General features: G+C 65.1%; 18 protein-coding genes and 1 pseudogene. 9 read left to right on the top strand and 10 right to left on the bottom strand.

Annotated elements, in window-relative coordinates; all coding sequences use genetic code 11:
- Positions 1-43: 43 nt before the first annotated feature.
- Positions 44-1,420: an HsdR family type I site-specific deoxyribonuclease gene (locus tag IPG97_15070; protein ID MBK6857823.1), complete on the top strand. Its 1,377-nt coding sequence runs from the start codon at positions 44-46 to the stop codon at positions 1,418-1,420.
- Positions 1,395-2,804: a type I restriction endonuclease subunit R gene (locus IPG97_15075; GenBank protein MBK6857824.1), complete on the top strand. Its 1,410-nt coding sequence runs from the start codon at positions 1,395-1,397 to the stop codon at positions 2,802-2,804. Before IPG97_15070 ends, IPG97_15075 begins: the two co-directional genes overlap by 26 nt.
- A 1,070-nt stretch (positions 2,805-3,874) precedes the next feature.
- Here IPG97_15075 and IPG97_15080 read toward each other — a convergent pair.
- The 3 genes from IPG97_15080 to IPG97_15090 form a co-directional block, all read right to left on the bottom strand.
- A complete protein-coding gene (locus IPG97_15080) occupies positions 3,875-4,897 on the bottom strand; it encodes a tyrosine-type recombinase/integrase family protein (GenBank protein MBK6857825.1) in 1,023 nt (340 codons plus the stop codon).
- 214 nt (positions 4,898-5,111) lie between these two features.
- The gene (locus tag IPG97_15085; GenBank protein ID MBK6857826.1) at positions 5,112-5,399 is read right to left on the bottom strand and encodes a hypothetical protein; all 288 of its coding nucleotides are present in this window, start codon (positions 5,397-5,399) and stop codon (positions 5,112-5,114) included.
- Positions 5,400-5,497: 98 nt separating this feature from the next.
- The gene (locus IPG97_15090; GenBank protein ID MBK6857827.1) at positions 5,498-5,719 is read right to left on the bottom strand and encodes a hypothetical protein; all 222 of its coding nucleotides are present in this window, start codon (positions 5,717-5,719) and stop codon (positions 5,498-5,500) included.
- Positions 5,720-6,255: 536 nt separating this feature from the next.
- On the opposite strand from IPG97_15090, the gene IPG97_15095 reads away from it, so the two are divergent.
- A complete protein-coding gene (locus tag IPG97_15095; protein ID MBK6857828.1) occupies positions 6,256-7,266 on the top strand; it encodes a site-specific integrase in 1,011 nt (336 codons plus the stop codon).
- Positions 7,267-7,458: 192 nt separating this feature from the next.
- Complete coding sequence (locus tag IPG97_15100) at positions 7,459-7,761, top strand: helix-turn-helix domain-containing protein (GenBank protein MBK6857829.1); 303 nt, start codon at positions 7,459-7,461, stop codon at positions 7,759-7,761.
- A 200-nt stretch (positions 7,762-7,961) separates the two neighbouring features.
- On the opposite strand, the gene IPG97_15105 is transcribed toward IPG97_15100, so the two are convergent.
- Positions 7,962-8,246, bottom strand: a complete 285-nt coding sequence (locus tag IPG97_15105) for a DUF2283 domain-containing protein (GenBank protein MBK6857830.1) — start codon at positions 8,244-8,246, stop codon at positions 7,962-7,964.
- 231 nt (positions 8,247-8,477) lie between these two features.
- Between IPG97_15105 and IPG97_15110 the strand changes: the two genes are divergently transcribed.
- From IPG97_15110 to IPG97_15125, 4 genes are all read left to right on the top strand, one after another.
- Positions 8,478-8,993 (top strand): helix-turn-helix transcriptional regulator, encoded by a 516-nt coding sequence (locus IPG97_15110; GenBank protein MBK6857831.1) that lies wholly within the window; start codon positions 8,478-8,480, stop codon positions 8,991-8,993.
- The gene (locus IPG97_15115) at positions 8,986-9,543 is read left to right on the top strand and encodes a nucleotidyl transferase AbiEii/AbiGii toxin family protein (GenBank protein MBK6857832.1); all 558 of its coding nucleotides are present in this window, start codon (positions 8,986-8,988) and stop codon (positions 9,541-9,543) included. Before IPG97_15110 ends, IPG97_15115 begins: the two co-directional genes overlap by 8 nt.
- 132 nt (positions 9,544-9,675) lie before the next feature.
- Positions 9,676-9,936: a hypothetical protein gene (locus tag IPG97_15120; GenBank protein MBK6857833.1), complete on the top strand. Its 261-nt coding sequence runs from the start codon at positions 9,676-9,678 to the stop codon at positions 9,934-9,936.
- A gap of 399 nt (positions 9,937-10,335) precedes the next feature.
- The gene (locus IPG97_15125) at positions 10,336-10,542 is read left to right on the top strand and encodes an excisionase family DNA-binding protein (protein MBK6857834.1); all 207 of its coding nucleotides are present in this window, start codon (positions 10,336-10,338) and stop codon (positions 10,540-10,542) included.
- A 27-nt stretch (positions 10,543-10,569) separates the two neighbouring features.
- Here IPG97_15125 and IPG97_15130 read toward each other — a convergent pair whose 3' ends face one another.
- A complete protein-coding gene (locus tag IPG97_15130) occupies positions 10,570-10,779 on the bottom strand; it encodes a twitching motility protein PilT (protein ID MBK6857835.1) in 210 nt (69 codons plus the stop codon).
- A 350-nt stretch (positions 10,780-11,129) separates the two neighbouring features.
- On the opposite strand from IPG97_15130, the gene IPG97_15135 reads away from it, so the two are divergent.
- Positions 11,130-11,447 carry a hypothetical protein gene (locus IPG97_15135; protein MBK6857836.1) on the top strand — a complete coding sequence of 106 codons (318 nt, stop codon included), beginning with the start codon at positions 11,130-11,132 and terminating at the stop codon, positions 11,445-11,447.
- 337 nt (positions 11,448-11,784) lie between these two features.
- Here the strand turns inward: IPG97_15135 and IPG97_15140 are convergent, their stop codons facing one another.
- The 5 genes and pseudogenes from IPG97_15140 to prfB all read right to left on the bottom strand — a co-directional run bounded on the left by IPG97_15140 (position 11,785) and on the right by prfB (position 15,120).
- Positions 11,785-12,324 carry a hypothetical protein gene (locus IPG97_15140; protein ID MBK6857837.1) on the bottom strand — a complete coding sequence of 180 codons (540 nt, stop codon included), beginning with the start codon at positions 12,322-12,324 and terminating at the stop codon, positions 11,785-11,787.
- 14 nt (positions 12,325-12,338) lie between these two features.
- The gene (locus IPG97_15145) at positions 12,339-12,488 is read right to left on the bottom strand and encodes a hypothetical protein (protein ID MBK6857838.1); all 150 of its coding nucleotides are present in this window, start codon (positions 12,486-12,488) and stop codon (positions 12,339-12,341) included.
- On the bottom strand, positions 12,485-13,234 hold the full coding sequence (locus IPG97_15150) for an ABC transporter permease (protein ID MBK6857839.1): 750 nt from the start codon (positions 13,232-13,234) through the stop codon (positions 12,485-12,487). Before IPG97_15150 ends, IPG97_15145 begins: the two co-directional genes overlap by 4 nt.
- A gap of 12 nt (positions 13,235-13,246) precedes the next feature.
- Positions 13,247-13,923, bottom strand: a pseudogene (gene ftsE, locus IPG97_15155) (cell division ATP-binding protein FtsE).
- Positions 13,924-13,977: 54 nt separating this feature from the next.
- The gene (gene prfB, locus IPG97_15160; protein ID MBK6857840.1) at positions 13,978-15,120 is read right to left on the bottom strand and encodes a peptide chain release factor 2; all 1,143 of its coding nucleotides are present in this window, start codon (positions 15,118-15,120) and stop codon (positions 13,978-13,980) included.
- Position 15,121: the final 1 nt, after the last annotated feature.

Genomic DNA, 15,121 nt, shown 5'->3' on the forward strand with positions numbered 1-15,121 from the left:
GAGGTTGCGGACCGTCACCCTGGGGCCCGGAGCCGACGGGCTGGTGGAAGCGAACCGAACGTTCGCTGCGTGGCTGCGGGGCTTCGTTGACCACGAGTACATCGGCACGAACGGTTCGGTGCCGGTGCGGCTCATTGACTTCGACGATCTGGCGAACAACCGGTTCGTCGTGTCGGATGAGGTGACGTTCGGGGTCGCCGGCGATCAGGTGCGTTTCGATCTGGTGCTGTGGGTGAACGGGATCCCGTTGGCGGTTGGTGAACTGAAGACTCCGACGTCGGTAAAGAAGTCATGGCTGGGCGGTGCCAACGACATCGTCGAGAGCTACCAGCCCGAACACCCCGAGTTCTTCGTGCCGAACGTGGCGTGCTTCGCCTCTGAGGGCAAGGAGTTCATGTACGCCGCTGTCGGTGCTCCGGTCGAACGGTGGAGTCCGTGGGGGGAATCGAGCGATACCCCGAAGCTGGCTGATGTGCTGGCGGCTGCGGTCGACATGTTGAAGCCAGCGACCCTGCTCGATCTGCTCGCAGATTTCACCCTCTTCGAGGCAGCTAAGTCGAACGACACCGGCAGCCGCCTCACCAAGATCATCGCCCGCTACACCCAGTACGAGGCGGTGAACCTGATCGTGGAGCGGGCTTTGGACCCCGAGCGGAAGCGGGGGCTGATCTACCACACGCAGGGCTCGGGCAAAACGCTGGCCATGGTGTTCGCTGCGGGCAAGATGCTGCGTGACCCGGGGTTGTCGAACCCGACGATCGTGCTTGTCGCTGACCGGGTGCAGCTCGTCCGCCAGACCTGGGAGCAGTTCCGCACCACCTCCATGCCCCGCCTGGACATCCCCGGAACAGCGAAGGCACTCCACAAGCTCTTGTCGACAGACCGCCGGGGACTGATCTTTGCCACGGTGCACAAGTTCGCCGGTGCAGGTTTGCTGACTCAGCGGGACAACGTGATCGTGCTCGTCGACGAAGCACACCGGACCCAAGAAGGCGACTTGGGGATGACCATGCGATCAGCGTTGCCGAACGCCACCCTGATCGGCTTCACCGGCACCCCGATCGCCAAACTGGACCGCAACACGTTCGAGACCTTCGGCGACGAAACCGACGAGAAGCGGACGCTGCACACCTACGACTCAGACCAGTCGATCGCCGACGGTATGACGGTCCCAATCCACGTCGCCCCCAGGCTGGTGTCGTTCCACCTCGACTCCGACGGACTCGACGCTGCGGTCGAGGAACTCATCGCCGAGGAAAACCTCACCGACGACGAAGCCGAGATCCTCGCCAAGAAGGTCTCCAAGACCGCCACCTTCTTCTCGAACCCCGAACGGGTGGCAGCTAGCCGCCGACCTGATCGAGCACTTCTACACAACCGTCGACCCTCTCGGCATGAAGGCACAGATCGTTGTCTATGACCGCTACGCCTGCTCGGACTACTACAACGCACTGACCGCACAACTCGCCGCCCGTGGATCGAGCGACGAGGCGGCTGTCGTGATCTCCTCGGCCGGGTCCAAAGACGACGACGAATCGCTCACGAGGTTCAAACGCACAGAGGCCGACGATGAGAAGCTGCTCAAGCGATTTCGGACCTTTGGTGACCCGCTCAAGTTCCTGATCGTCACGGCCAAGCTCGGTACCGGGTTCGACGCCCCGATCGAAGGCGTCATGTACCTCGACAAGCCGCTGAAGGAACACACGCTGTTCCAGACGATCACCCGCACCAACCGAACGTGGCGCAACCCGGTCACCGGACAAGACAAGCGCTACGGGATCGTCGTCGACTACGTCGGTCTAGGAGCCGGGTTCGCTCGGGCGATGTCGCCCGCCAACCCCGATCAGAAGAAGAGCCAGATCGACCTCGACGGTCTCATCGACCAGTTCGAAGGCGAACTGGACGTAGCGATGCTGCGCTTTGCCGGCATCGACCACGCCAACGTCACCACCCAGACGCTGCTTGATGCTCAGAACCGGTTCAACGACGACAAGGACCAAGAGAAGTTCGCTACTCAGTTCCAGCTTCTCGAAGGCGTCTGGGAGGTCGCCTGGCCCCACGAACGGCTTCGTCCGCTACGCCCGCAGTACCGGTTCATCTCCCAGGTGTACGCCTCGATCACCCCCGTCGACACCCAGGCAAGCCTCCTGTGGCACCGCCTCGGAGCCAAGACCCTCGCTCTGGTTCACTCCCACATGAGCGACATCAACGTCACGCCCGCCCAGTCAGTGATCGTCGCCGACGCATCCACGATCCAACGTCTCATCGACGAAGGCTTGGAGATCGACATCACCGAGGTCGAAGACAAGACCGCCGACGAGATCATCGACTCGATCGCAGAACGGCTGGAGAAGCGACTCGAAGGTGACAACGGAGACCACCAGGTGTGGAAGTCCCTCGGCGAACGACTGGACAAGCTCAGGGAAGCCACGATCGCCTCGGCCGAAGAGTCGATCGACGTCATGCGAAGCCTCTTCGAACTCGCCCATGACGTCACCGTCGCCGAGAACGCCGAAGACACCGACGGTGCCGAAGGGCTCAACCTGCTCCCCGACCCCAACGTCGGAGCACTCACCCAGATCTTCCGGGAGTACGTACCCGACGACGCCCCCGCCATGATCGGCCAAGTCGTCAACGACGTCGACACCATCGTCAAACAAGTCGCCTACGACGGCTGGGCCCAAACCCACAAGGGCGACATGGCCGTTCGCCGAGAGCTGCGAAACGCCCTCCGCAAGTACCAGATGCACAACACCCCCGGCCTCTTCGACCGGGCCTACGAATACGTCAAAGCCAACTACTGAGCCACGGAGGCACACGATGAGCTCGAACGTCAACGATGATCGTCCTCGTCATCCGTGTCCGATGTGCGCCGAACTGATACTCGTCGAGGCGAAGAAATGTCGATTCTGCGGCGAGCTGTTGGTTCCTGATGGGGAGAAGCTGGTTCCTGACGGGAAGTCGACGCTGAGCCCGGACGGGCGTCCAAAACCTCGGGGATGGGACGGATGTATCTGGAGAACCTGCCTCACCTGTTCTGAGACCACCCCAACGTGGGAGCGCCACAAGACCTTCCGCTGTTGGCAGTGCCAGCAGGTGAACGAAGCTGGTGGCGGCCAGGTCCAGAAGGGAACCCCGCCCGGCCCGGCCCGGTCCGTTTCACCCCCAGCTCAACCCAGTGCCGCCATGCCGACCGCAGGCATTCCACGCTGTCCGGTTTGCTCCAGCTCGGACCTCCGCCGCATCTCAACCTCTGAGCGAGTCGTGAGCGGAGTTGCTGGCGGCCTGCTCTTCAGCAAGAAGGCTCGCTCGCAGTTCCAGTGCCTGACTTGTCAACACACCTTCTAAGGCTTCTCGGGCACCGTCCTACCTCTGTCAGCTCCTCCGGACACTCGCCCGCATCAAGAAACCGACAAGGAGGCCCGCCGGCCACCTGGTACATCACCTTGGGCATCCCTTGTCGTTCTCCCACTCGGCTGGTAGAGAGGGGGAACAGTTGGGTGAGATCCAACTCTGGCTGGAGAAATCCAGCGAACAGCCCGGCAGCCCGCCGGGCTTCTTGACGTGCTCAAGGGTCCTTGCGCTACCTCGGTAGTATCGCTATGGTTCGCACACACACGTAAGGCGTGTGGACAAGTAAGAGGGCCGGTCCCTTTCGGAACCGACCCTCTGTGGTACCAGATGACCGAGACGCCTGAGGGAACGAGCCTCAGCAACTCCTCACAGAGGCCGCTGCCAAATAGGCATCACTCCTTTCGACGGACGCACGGTCTCGCAACACCTGATCTGACCGCAACTTTACCACCAGACGGTGACACACCGAGGATGGCCCTCTAGCTCCCATCCGAGCCCGCCGGTTTTGACTAGGGCAGTCTCACTCTTGACCGCCGAAGAAATAGTCTTCGAGCAGGTTGGTGGCTTCGACGTGGAGGCGGTCGACCCGACGCTCGTAGATCCGCCTGGTCGTCTCGTCGCCGTCATGGCCGACGATCTCGGCGGTGGTCCGGGAGTCGATACCCGCATCTCTGGCGGCCGTGATGAAGCTGTGCCGGAGGTTGTGGAGCTTGATCCGGGGGAGACCGAGTTCGTCGTTGAGCCTCCGGAACTCTGAGGTGATCCTGTCGGGGCGGATCGGTCCGCCCTTCACGCCCGTAAAGACGTGGTCTCCGGCGTGCCACCGTGCGCCCAACGCAAGTCGTTCTTCTTCCCGCCGTTCGAGTTGAAGCCGGAGCGCTTCGGTTGTTTGCTCACCCAGCCGGAGGGTCCGCCTCGATGCCTGGTTCTTGACGGTGTCCTTGGTCTTCGGTCCGGATCGCAGGTGCACACGGCTGTGGAACAGGTTGGCGGTCCTGTTCTCCAGGTCGAGTTCCTGCATCAAGAGACCGGCACCTTCTCCTCGCCGGATGCCTTGCGTGGTGTAGAGCATCCACAAGGCGTAGAGGCGGTCCTCCCGGATTCCCTCCAGCCATGTGAGGAGGTCAGAACGGGGCCACCAGTCGTCCTCCCGATCCTCCTGCTCCTGCCGTGGCAGATCCTTCTTCGCACCGTCGGCGACGTTGGTTGCCATCAGTTGCCAGCGAACGGCATCGTTCAGGGCGACGCTGAGGATGCGGTGGGTCTTCTCGACGCTCACGGGGCTGCGAGGCTTGCCTCGGTTGGTGATCTCCTGCGAGTAGCGAGCGAGGTAGTCGGTGACGTGTGCTGTTCGCAGCTCGGAGAGCTGGTGATGCCCGATGTAGGGGATGATCCGCTTGCGGCACTCGTACTCGTAGTCGTCGACGGTCGTGTCCTCCAGCCGTCGACTGCGCTTCGTCGGGAGCCACCGGTCCAGGAGGTATTCCTCGACGGTGTGCCTGGGCCAGCCTGTGGCGGTGCCGGCCGCTCGGTCAGCGAGCACCTTGGCGGCAGCTCGCTCCGCCTCACGTTTTGATGCGAACGGCCCGAGGCGACGTTGCCGTCGCTTGCCGCTGATGGATCGGGGCCGATGTCGACCTCAACTCCCCACTGGTCGTTCTTCCGACGGTATGGCTTGGGTGCCATGTGGCTCTCAGGAGGCGGACCGAACGAGGCGGTCGATTCGGTCGATGGCTGGTACGTGCCCGCCTGCTTGTTCACCCAGGCCGAGGAGCTCGACGAGCAACTCCGTGGTCATGGTGATCCCCGACTGCTTCCAGCAACGGGATGGTCGGGATCAGGATTCGCCTCTTCCCGATGCGGAGAACCTCTGTAGGCCATGCGTCGATGTCGCCATCCCGCCTGGCCTGCGTGGCCCGGTAGACAGCGGTCTCATCCATGCCCACAACGTCTGCCGCCTGCTTGACGGTGAGGGTCGCCGGGAGCTCAGCGATCAAGCGCAGCAGGGGATGGGCGGGTTCGGTGCCGCTCGAAGAGAGGATCATGCCCTCTCTATGCGCCGTGACTTCTGACAGTGGCAGGTCCCACGGCCCGGTGGGCTCGTCGACGGCCCACCTCTGGTCCAGTGCGGCCACAGCGCCGGTCAGTCCGAGCCTGTCGAGCAACGCCGGAGCGGCACTGCGTAGTCGCCGTCGACGAAGGTGATGTCTGTCGGCCAGGTGGAGTAGGTGCCGGCGAGCGTCGGCTCGATAGCCCGGTAGGCCGTCGACCGGCCAACCCCGAGCAGAACTGCGGCTTCGGCAATCGTGACCGAGTCGGGTAGCAAGCCCGATGGGACGGAGCTACAGGTTCGTGAGGGTGCCATGCCCTCTCTATGCGGGCTGACCTGTCGCTGTGGGTGATGGCGGAAGCCGGAGCCTCTCGACGGCGGCAGTTGGGGTGCGGTGCGGAACGAGACGAGCCGTCCTGGGCGGCTCAGAACTGCCACGTTTCTGCCACACAGGTCGCAACAACAGGGTGCAAGCAGCGGGACCCGGATGAGGCGCGGATCGCACAGATCGGTGCCACACAAGGCTTTGACTGTCACCAGTCGCAACCCTTGGGACCGAGAATTGTTTTCTACGGATCAGAAGGTTGGGGGTTCGAGTCCCTCCAAGCGCGCCAAGCTTCCCAGGTCATCGGGTTCGTGACCTGAACGGCGGCAAAACGCGAACCCCTCTTGGCAATCCGTCGGCAATCCCGACGGGTCCCTGCACCGAGAGGGGATCCTCATGCGAGGCCACCTGCAACACCGAAGCGGCGATTCCTGGCGGATCAAGGTCTACCTGGGCCGTTCCACCGACGGCCGCAGGCGCTACCTGGAGCGGACGGTGCGGCACCCGCCGAGACGCCGAGCGGGCGATGTCCCGTCTGGTCGTCGAGGTCGACGAGGGCCGCCACGCAGCAGCAGCGCCGATGCTGTTCGACGAGCTGCTCGACCGCTGGCTGGAGGTGAAGCGGGCCAGCGTCGCTCCCCGCACGATAGAGAGCTACGAGTGGGTTGCCCGCAAGTACCTGCGGCCCCGGCTCGGCTCTCGCAAGCTTGCATCGTTGCGGACGATGGACATCGACGCGGTGTACGCAGAGCTGGGTGCGTCGGGCCTGTCAGCTCGCACGGTGCGGATCTGCCACACCGTGGTGCACCAGGCGCTCGACCAGGCTCGGCGTTGGGGGCTGGTCGCGCACAACGCGGCGGTCGAGGCGACGCCGCCCCGTCATGTCCGTCGGGAGGTGATCCCTCCGACGCTCGAGCAGGTGCTCTTGCTGCTCGACGCCGCGTACGACGAGGACCCGGACTTCGGGGCGTACCTGTGGGTGAAGTCGGCCACGGGTTGCCGGCGGGGCGAGGTGTGCGCCCTTCGATGGTCCGACGTCGATCTCGACCGACCCGAGCTGTTCGTTCGACGGGCGATCACCCAGGTGGGCCGGGTGCTGCACGAGGGTGATACCAAGACCCACCAGAGCCGCCGTGTGGCCCTCGACGAGGTGACCGTGTCGCTGCTGCGCCAACACCGGCTGCACCAGCGAGAGCGGGCCCTGGCGCTCGGTACGCCGCTGGCTGACGACGCCCTGCTGTTCGCCACACCCGAGGGCCGACCGTGGCGGCCGGACGTGTGCACCAACCGGTTCGGTCGGCTGCGAGCCACGCTCGGGCTCGACAGTGTGCAGCTGCATGATCTTCGCCACTTCGTGGCGTCGGTGCTCATCGACGGCGGCATCCCGATCTCGACGGTGAGCACCCGGATCGGCCACGGCCAGATGTCCACGACGCTGAACCTGTACACGCACGCGATCCCCGCCACCGACCAGGAGGCTGCGGCGTACATGGGGACCCTCCTCGCCGGGTCAGGCGTCGCCCGGAAGCTCGGCTGACCCCGCTACGCCCAGTCGTCGCCGAACCAGCAGGTCTGGCGCGCACACTCTTGCAGGTTCCCCTACGGGGAACCTGCTGGCTATCCCGCTGGCCGTTGCCGCTCACCCACCGTGGTGGTCTCCACGGACTGGCGATCCCGGACGGCACCGATTTCTGCGCGGGATCAGGGGCGCTTCGCGGCCTACTCAGGCATGAGCAACGACCATCCCCTCACCCTCACCGTCGAGCAAGCCGGCCAGGTCCTCGGCGTCGGCCGCTCCACCGCCTACGAGCTCGTGCGGTCGGGCGACCTCAAGTGCATCCGCCTCCGCCGGCGCATCGTGGTCCCCGTCGCCCACCTCGCCGAGTCCCTCGGCGTCGACCGCGACTCCGTCTGGGCGACGCTCACCGATGCCGCTGTCGAACCGGCCGGTCCGCCTGCTGTTGAGCAGTCCGGCAACAGAAGGTCCCGACGAGGCTCGGCGACGATGACCGAGACACCGACCCTGTTCTGATCGTCGGTACCCAGCAGGTGGTCCAACCGGACACCCAGCAGGTTGCCCGAAGGGAAACCTGTCAATGTGTGCGCGCCAGATCTGCCCGGTGCGCCGTGGCGAGCGACCGGGTGGACAGGCCGGTTCCGGCAGGGCCCAGCGGCCCGAGCGAGCCCTCGTCGCGGCGGGATGGGGTCACCCGAGCTGGACGGCGATGTCATTCACTCCAGCTGCTCGGCGCTCGCGATGAAGGCGTCGTGCAGGAATCCGCGAGCGTCGAGGACCTCGAGACCCACGATCCGCCCGTCCTTCCAGTCCATGACCAGAAACGCCTTGATGCCTGTCGGCGGGTCGAGCGGGATGCTCTTCCGGCCGGGATCGAGTGCCCGTCCTGTGAAGTAGACGTAGACCGCGTCGGCCGTGCTGTCGTAGGTGGCTCGTAGAGGTGCTCCGTTGGATCGCTCGCTGTCGAGAACGGCACGTACCGCCCCGACCCAGTCGTGCAATTGCGCTGGATCCGAGGTATCCCCGTCTGCCTCGACTTCGGTCCATCGAAGGAGCTGTTCGATGGTTTCCGTATGGGGTGCGGCTCTCGCTCGTTGAACTGCTCAAGGAAGCGACGCATCGCTTCGAACGCCTGCCGAGAGCTGAGCACGGGTTCCATCAGGTGAGTCTCTCAGAGGAACCTGAGCCGAATGCCTCGGCGAAACACGTATCGGATCTGATACTCTCCATGCGTGGCATCCACCCTCCTGTCAGCAGCCCGGGAATCGGCTGGCCTGTCGAAGACCGACCTGGCCGAGCGTGCGCGAACGTCGCGGCCCACCCTGTCGGCCTACGAGCACGGCCGGGTGTCGCCGACGCTTGACACTGCGGAGCGGATCCTCGCTGCTGCCGGTCACCGTCTGACGGCAATGCCGGTGCTCGATTGGCAGGAGGTCGAGATCGGCGGCGGACGCACGGCGGCTGTGCCCGACCAGCTTCCGGACCTTCCCGTCCGCGAGGCGCTCCGGAGACTCGAGATGCCGCTCCACCTCGACTGGTCGAGGCCCGGCCGGGTCGCCGACCTCGCCGATCGCCGCCAGCGTGCCCGCGCCTACGAGGCGGTGCTCCGGGAGGGCCGCCCGGTCGACATCGAGTCGATCGTCGACGGGGCCCTGCTCGTCGACCTCTGGACCGATCTGGTCCTACCGCGGCGAATTCGAACGGCGTGGCAGCCCGTCATCGATGGGGCGGTTGGCCGAGATGACTGATTCGGCCCTCACCGAACTTCAGCGACTCGTACTCGAGCTGTTCTTCGCGCTCCCCGAGTCACATGGTTTCGTCCTCGCCGACGGTGCGGCCCTGGTGGCGAGCGGCCTCACCGAGCGGCCGACCCAGGACGTCGACTTGTTCGGCAGTGACCTGGCGACAGGTATCGCCTCGGCTGCGGACGCGCTCGAAGCTGCTTGCGCCGATCGTGGTTGGACGACCGAGCGGATCCGCGACACCGCCACCTTCCGTCGGCTTGTCGTCCGGAGCCCCGACGATGAGCTCCTTGTCGACCTCGCGATCGACTCGCCGCCGCTCGGCGCGCCGACGATCACCGCAGTCGGCCCGACCTACCCACCGGAGGAGCTGGCGTCCCGCAAACTCCTCGCGCTGTTCGACCGAGCGGAAGCTCGCGACTTCGTCGATCTCCACACGTTGTCCGAGCGCTTCGACCTCGACGAGCTGCTCGGCCTCGCCAGCGACCTCGACGGAGGGTTCACGCCTGCGCTCCTCGCCGAGATGCTGGCATCGCACCTCCGCTTCAGCGACTAGGACTTTGCAGACCTCGGCGGCGATCCCCCGGCCGTGCGCGCTTTCGTCGAGGGGTGGCGGCGCCAACTCACTGTCCGTCAGTCAGGCGAGTCACGTGGCGCCGCCGGAGCGGAGACCGGGCAGCCTGGACTGATGGCCGGTGCGCTCGACGAGGATCTCGCCTACTTCCAGGAACGTGGCTACGAGGTGAGGTTCGAGGAGCGCGATCTTCACGCAACCCACATGGCTCGGGGCGAGCCGGGTCAAGCGTCGTTCTTTGTAGAAGGACGCAAGTACCACGTCCTCGATCTCCTACGTGATGGGCGAGTCGTCGCGCCTGCCTATGGCGTTGGCGAATCGCTTCGGTCCGCATTGGCTCGGGCTCGCCGACGCTACGGGTCTGAGCAAGCCTGACGGCGTCACGACTCAACGACAGCCAACTGGGCGTCTGACTTGGCAATCCCCTTGGCAATCCACCAGGTATCACGGGGCCGGATTCGGCACCACCCGCCGGACGGGGCACCGCACCTGACCTGGTAGAACGGGACTCGACAACACGAGACGGACCCTCGGGATCCGCCTACGGATCAGAAGGTTGGGGGTTCGAGTCCCTCCAAGCGTGCTGCGCAGATGCGCTGATCAGAGGCGGTCCCCGGTTCCGGAGGCCGCCTCTTGCGCTTCCCAGGAGGGCCCGACCTCTAACGGGTCTTCTAACGGACCGGTTGGAATGGGCTGAACGGGCTGTGATTGCTCGCACCTGGATGGCACGAAACTGGCCGAGCCGCGGGTCGCGAGCGGGGTAGACCGGAGCCCATGCCAGCCGACGAGGAGATCACCGTCGCCGAGGCCGCCGACCTCATGAACGTCTCGATGCCCTACGTCCGTGAGCTCCTCGAGCGCGGCGATCTGCGCTCACTCGAGCGGACCGACGTCGCCGACCATCGGGAGGTCGACCGCACCCATCGACTCGCTGCTGTCCACGCACTTGCCTCCGAAGCCCAGGAACTCGGGCTGTACTGATCTCCGAGCCGTCGACGACCACACGGGTCAGGCCGGCGGGGCGACAAGCTCGAACGCCTCGACGTGGCTCGGGCGCACGACGGTGAAGTGAGGCCGGTCGACGGTGGCGAGCCGCCGCGCCTTCAGTCGCTCTGCGATGGCGACAATGCTCGCGTCGGTTCCTCCCAGCGGCAGGTCCCGGTACCTGTCGACAAGTTCACGGATCCGGACCCCGTCGTCGGTGGTGAGCGGCTCCACGCGGAGCGACCCGTCGAGGAAGGCCCCTGGCGTTCGGCGTGTGCCTGGCAGACGATGCGCTGCTTTCGCCAACGCCGAGGGCAAGCCGTGGCGGCCCTACGTGTGCACCAACCGGTTCGGTCGCCTGCGACCCAAGCTGGACCTTGAGCACGTCCGTTTGCACGACCTCCGCCCCTTCGTGGCGTCGGTGCTCATCGACGGCGGCCGACCCCGAGGAGCTCCTTCACCACTCCCGACGTCCCTGCCAGTCGGACGGCGTCACGAGCCGAACGCACCGCTGACCTGCTCAGCCTCTTTTAGCGGAGGGCCGAGCAATCGCGACCCTCAACCGATTTCACCATGGTGCTCTCGTGTCGCTCGAGGTCGACGGCGAGACGGCAAGCTCAGTCATCTTCTGGGGATCTGGCACCGGTGCAGACCTGGGCGAAGGCCCCGGAATCGTGTCGACTCGGTTCGCCTTTGATGGCGGAGACCTGGTGGTCGCGAACCCAGTCGCCGAGGAGGCTGGGCGCGGCTTTCGTCTACTCGTCGCCGATGACTTCTCGATCACGGGCTGTGGACCGCAAGACGATCGGACCGACCTCTTGGCGGCGTCCTTTGGCGTCTCCTTCGAGCTCGACCCCGTCACGGGCGAAGTAGATGCGGCCTCTTGCAATGGCTGCGCGTGAGCGCCCTCGCTGAGCCCGGAGCCGACTGCAAGGCTTCCTCCCAAGTTTGGGGGCCGCCTTCGTTCCGTGGCATCCGCAACGCGCATCGGAGCCATGGAGCGAAACGCGTGCCATGCCGCCCGAGTCGGTCCGTAGGGGCAACCCCGTCCTCCGATCGATCTTCGACCGCGTGCTCGCGCCTCAGCTTCAGGCCGAGACCGCCAAGTCGCTGATCGTGGATCGCCAACCTCGCTCACCGGTACTTCGACACCGACCACGCCATCGTCGAGGACGTCGTCGACACGACAACACGAGACGGACCCACGGGATCCGCCTACGGATAAGAAGGTCGGGGGGTTCACCCGTCGCCGACGAATCTGGCTCGCTTTGTCCAGGTGAACAACGCCAAGCCTGTGCCGACGAGGATCGCGACAGTGATCAACATGAACTTCACCGAAGCAAAGGCGGCAGCAACAGCAGGCCATGGCTGTTCGGTGAAGCCGTTGGCAACACGTAGAAGAGCCACGTTTTCCACGGCGTCGCACGCCGCTGCGATCAACGCGCCCATCGCTGCCAACCGACCCAGCCGCTCCAATCCCCTGTATCCGCGCTCCCCTGCTCTAGCACCCTGTACGACACAAACGCCAGCGACGAACGCGCCGTAGGCAAAGAGGAACGAGAAGTCGATCAACAAGGTGGTCCGTGCTGAATTCATGCCGTCGGGACCTAGCTTGGAGTTGTGCTCGGCTGCCCGATCCGGCGTCCGCGATAGCTCGTAGGCGACGATGTCGACTCCTCGGTCTGCCATCGCTCTGGCTGACGGCACAGCGGCCGCTCCGGTCAGGACCACCAACGCGAACAGGCCCCACAGGATCAACCCGCGCTTGGGATGGCGCAACAAGGCTATGGGCGTCAGACGTCGAGGAAGCGGCGGGTGGCCAGCACCGAGCTGGACACGCTCAGCAGCACCGCGGTGAACAGCACCGCGAAGCAGGCCAACACCACATCCCCCGACTCGATCGAGAAGGTCTGAAGCAGGGTCAGACCCCGGCTCCTGTTCATGAGGGTATGGATCCAGTTACGGGCCAGGAAGACAAAGCCCACCGCCAACACGCCACCGAAGAGGCCCTGCACCAACCCTCCAGCATGAACGGCACCCGGATGAACCAGTTGGTGGCCCCCACCAGCTTCATCACCTCGATCTCGCGGCGACGGGCGAACATGGCGGTACGGATCGTGTTGAGGATGAGCAGACTCGATGCCACCAACAAGAACACCGCGAACACGGTCAGACCGTTGTTGACGAAGGTGGTGAGACCCTTGATCTCCCTGATCACGTCGGTGGCCGCCTTCACGTCGTACACGTTGGGACGCTTGCGGTAGTACGAGACCAGGCTGGTGACGGTCTCCACGCTCTTGTCTGTGGGCTCCACCCGGAAGCTCGTGGGTAGGTCGGTCTTGCGGACGTTCTCCAACATGGCCTCGTCGTTGCGGAAAAGGCGCCGGAAGTCGGCCCACGTCTCCTCGACGTCGATGTAGTCGATGCGCTTCACGTTGGGGTTGCGTTCCAGATCGGCCCTGACCTGAGCCAACTGCGCTTCGGTGATCTCAGGTTCGACGAAGACGATGAACTCGACGCCTCCTTCGAACCGGCGGGTCATGTTCTGGGCCCCCTGTCGGACCAGCACCGCTGTCCCCACGATGGCCAGCGACACGAACACGGTAAGGATCGACGCCACCGACAAGGTGGGGTTACGGGTCAGGTTGGCGGTGGTCTCCCGCAGTACGTAGTTGCCGTTGATGGCCATGTCAGTCCCTGATCACTCGTAGACGCCGCGGGCCTGGTCGCGGATGATCGTGCCTCGGTCCAGCTCGATCACCCGGCGGCGCATGGTGTCGACGATGCTGCGGTCGTGGGTGGCCATCACCACGGTGGTGCCGGTGCGGTTGATGCGGTCGAGCAGGCGCATGATGCCCACCGAGGTGGCCGGGTCGAGGTTGCCGGTGGGTTCGTCTGCCAACAGGATCAGCGGCCGGTTGACGAAGGCCCGGGCGATGGAAACCCGCTGTTGCTCGCCGCCCGACAACTCGTCGGGGTAGTTCCCGGCCTTCTTGGACAACCCGACCAGGTCGAGGATGGCCGGGACCTGGGTCTTGACCACGTGGCGGGGCCGCCCGATCACCTCGAGGGCGAAGGCCACGTTCTCGTAGACGGTCTTGTTGGTCAGCAGCTTGTAGTCCTGGAAGATGCAGCCGATGTTGCGGCGCAGGTATGGGATCTTCCATGCGTTTAGCTCACCGATGTCTTTGCCGGCCACGAAGATCCGGCCCCGGTGGGGGTCTCCTCCTTGTTCAGGAGGCGGATGAAGGTGGACTTGCCCGAGCCCGACGGGCCCACCAGGAAGACGAATTCGCCCTTGGCGATGTCGGCGTTGGCTTCCTTTAGGGCGACGACGTCGTTCTTGTAGACCTTGGTGACGTTCTCGAGCTTGATCATCCGGGGTTGCCCCAGGGGGGAAGGTGCGGCAGGAGTTCCCGCCGGAAGGCAACGTTACCAGTGGCTACGACAGCCCGCGGCACCCGCGGGCCCCCCCCTGGCCCGCTGCCAGCGCAGGAAGGCCTCCATGAACTGATCGAGGCTGCCATCGAGCACCGAGTCGACGTTGCCGGTCTCGTGTTCGCTGCGCAGGTCCTTGACCATCTGGTAGGGCTGCATGACATAGCTGCGGATCTGGGAACCGAACCCGACCGAGCGCTGCTCGCCACGGATCGCGGCCAGCTCGTCCTCTCGCTTCTGGCGTTCCAGCTCGGCCAGCTTGGCCTTGAGGATCTGCATGGCCCGATCCTTGTTCTGGTGCTGGCTGCGCTCGTTCTGGCACGAGGTGACCATGCCGGTGGGCAGGTGGGTGATGCGCACCGCCGAGTCGGTCACGTTGACGTGCTGACCGCCGGCCCCCGACGATCGGTAGGTGTCGATCCGCAGGTCCTTGTCGTCGATGACGATGTCGGGGACGTCCTCCAGGAACGGCGTGACCTTCAGGGCCGCAAACGCCGTCTGGCGCTTGCCCTGGGCGTTGAACGGGCTCATCCGCACCAGACGGTGGACGCCGTGCTCTGATCGCAACAGTCCGTAGGCGTGACGGCCCTTGACCATGAAGGTGGCCGAGGAGATCCCGGCCTCGGACCCGGCCGAAACCTCGTCTAGCTCCACGTCGAGCCCTTTTCGTTCCGCCCAACGCAGGTACATGCGAAGCAACATCTTGGCCCAGTCTTGAGCGTCGGCGCCGCCCTCGCCGGATTGAACCTCACAGATGGCGTCGCGCTCGTCGTGTTCGCCGGTGAACAGGGCCCGCAGCTCGAGAGAGGCGAAGTCAGCGGCCAGATCGACTAGCGCCTTGTCTATCTCGGCAGCCACTGAGTCGTCGTGTTCCTCACGGGCCAGTTCGGCCAGGGTCTCGGTGTCGTCGATCCTTCCACCCAGGTCGTCATAGAGGTCGAGGTCGTCTGACACCGATGCCAGCTCGCCGGTTACCTTGCGGGCCCGGTCGGGGTCGTCCCACAGGTCTGGGCGCGACGCTTCGGTCTCGAGTTGAGGCCGACGAGCCCGCAACTCGTCGACTTTCAGGTAGGGGGGGGTGGACGCCTCATCGAGGCGTCGGCGCAGGGCCCCGATGTCGTCGCTGACGTCACGCACG

Source organism: Microthrixaceae bacterium (assembly GCA_016702505.1).
Lineage (GTDB): Bacteria > Actinomycetota > Acidimicrobiia > Acidimicrobiales > Iamiaceae > Aquihabitans.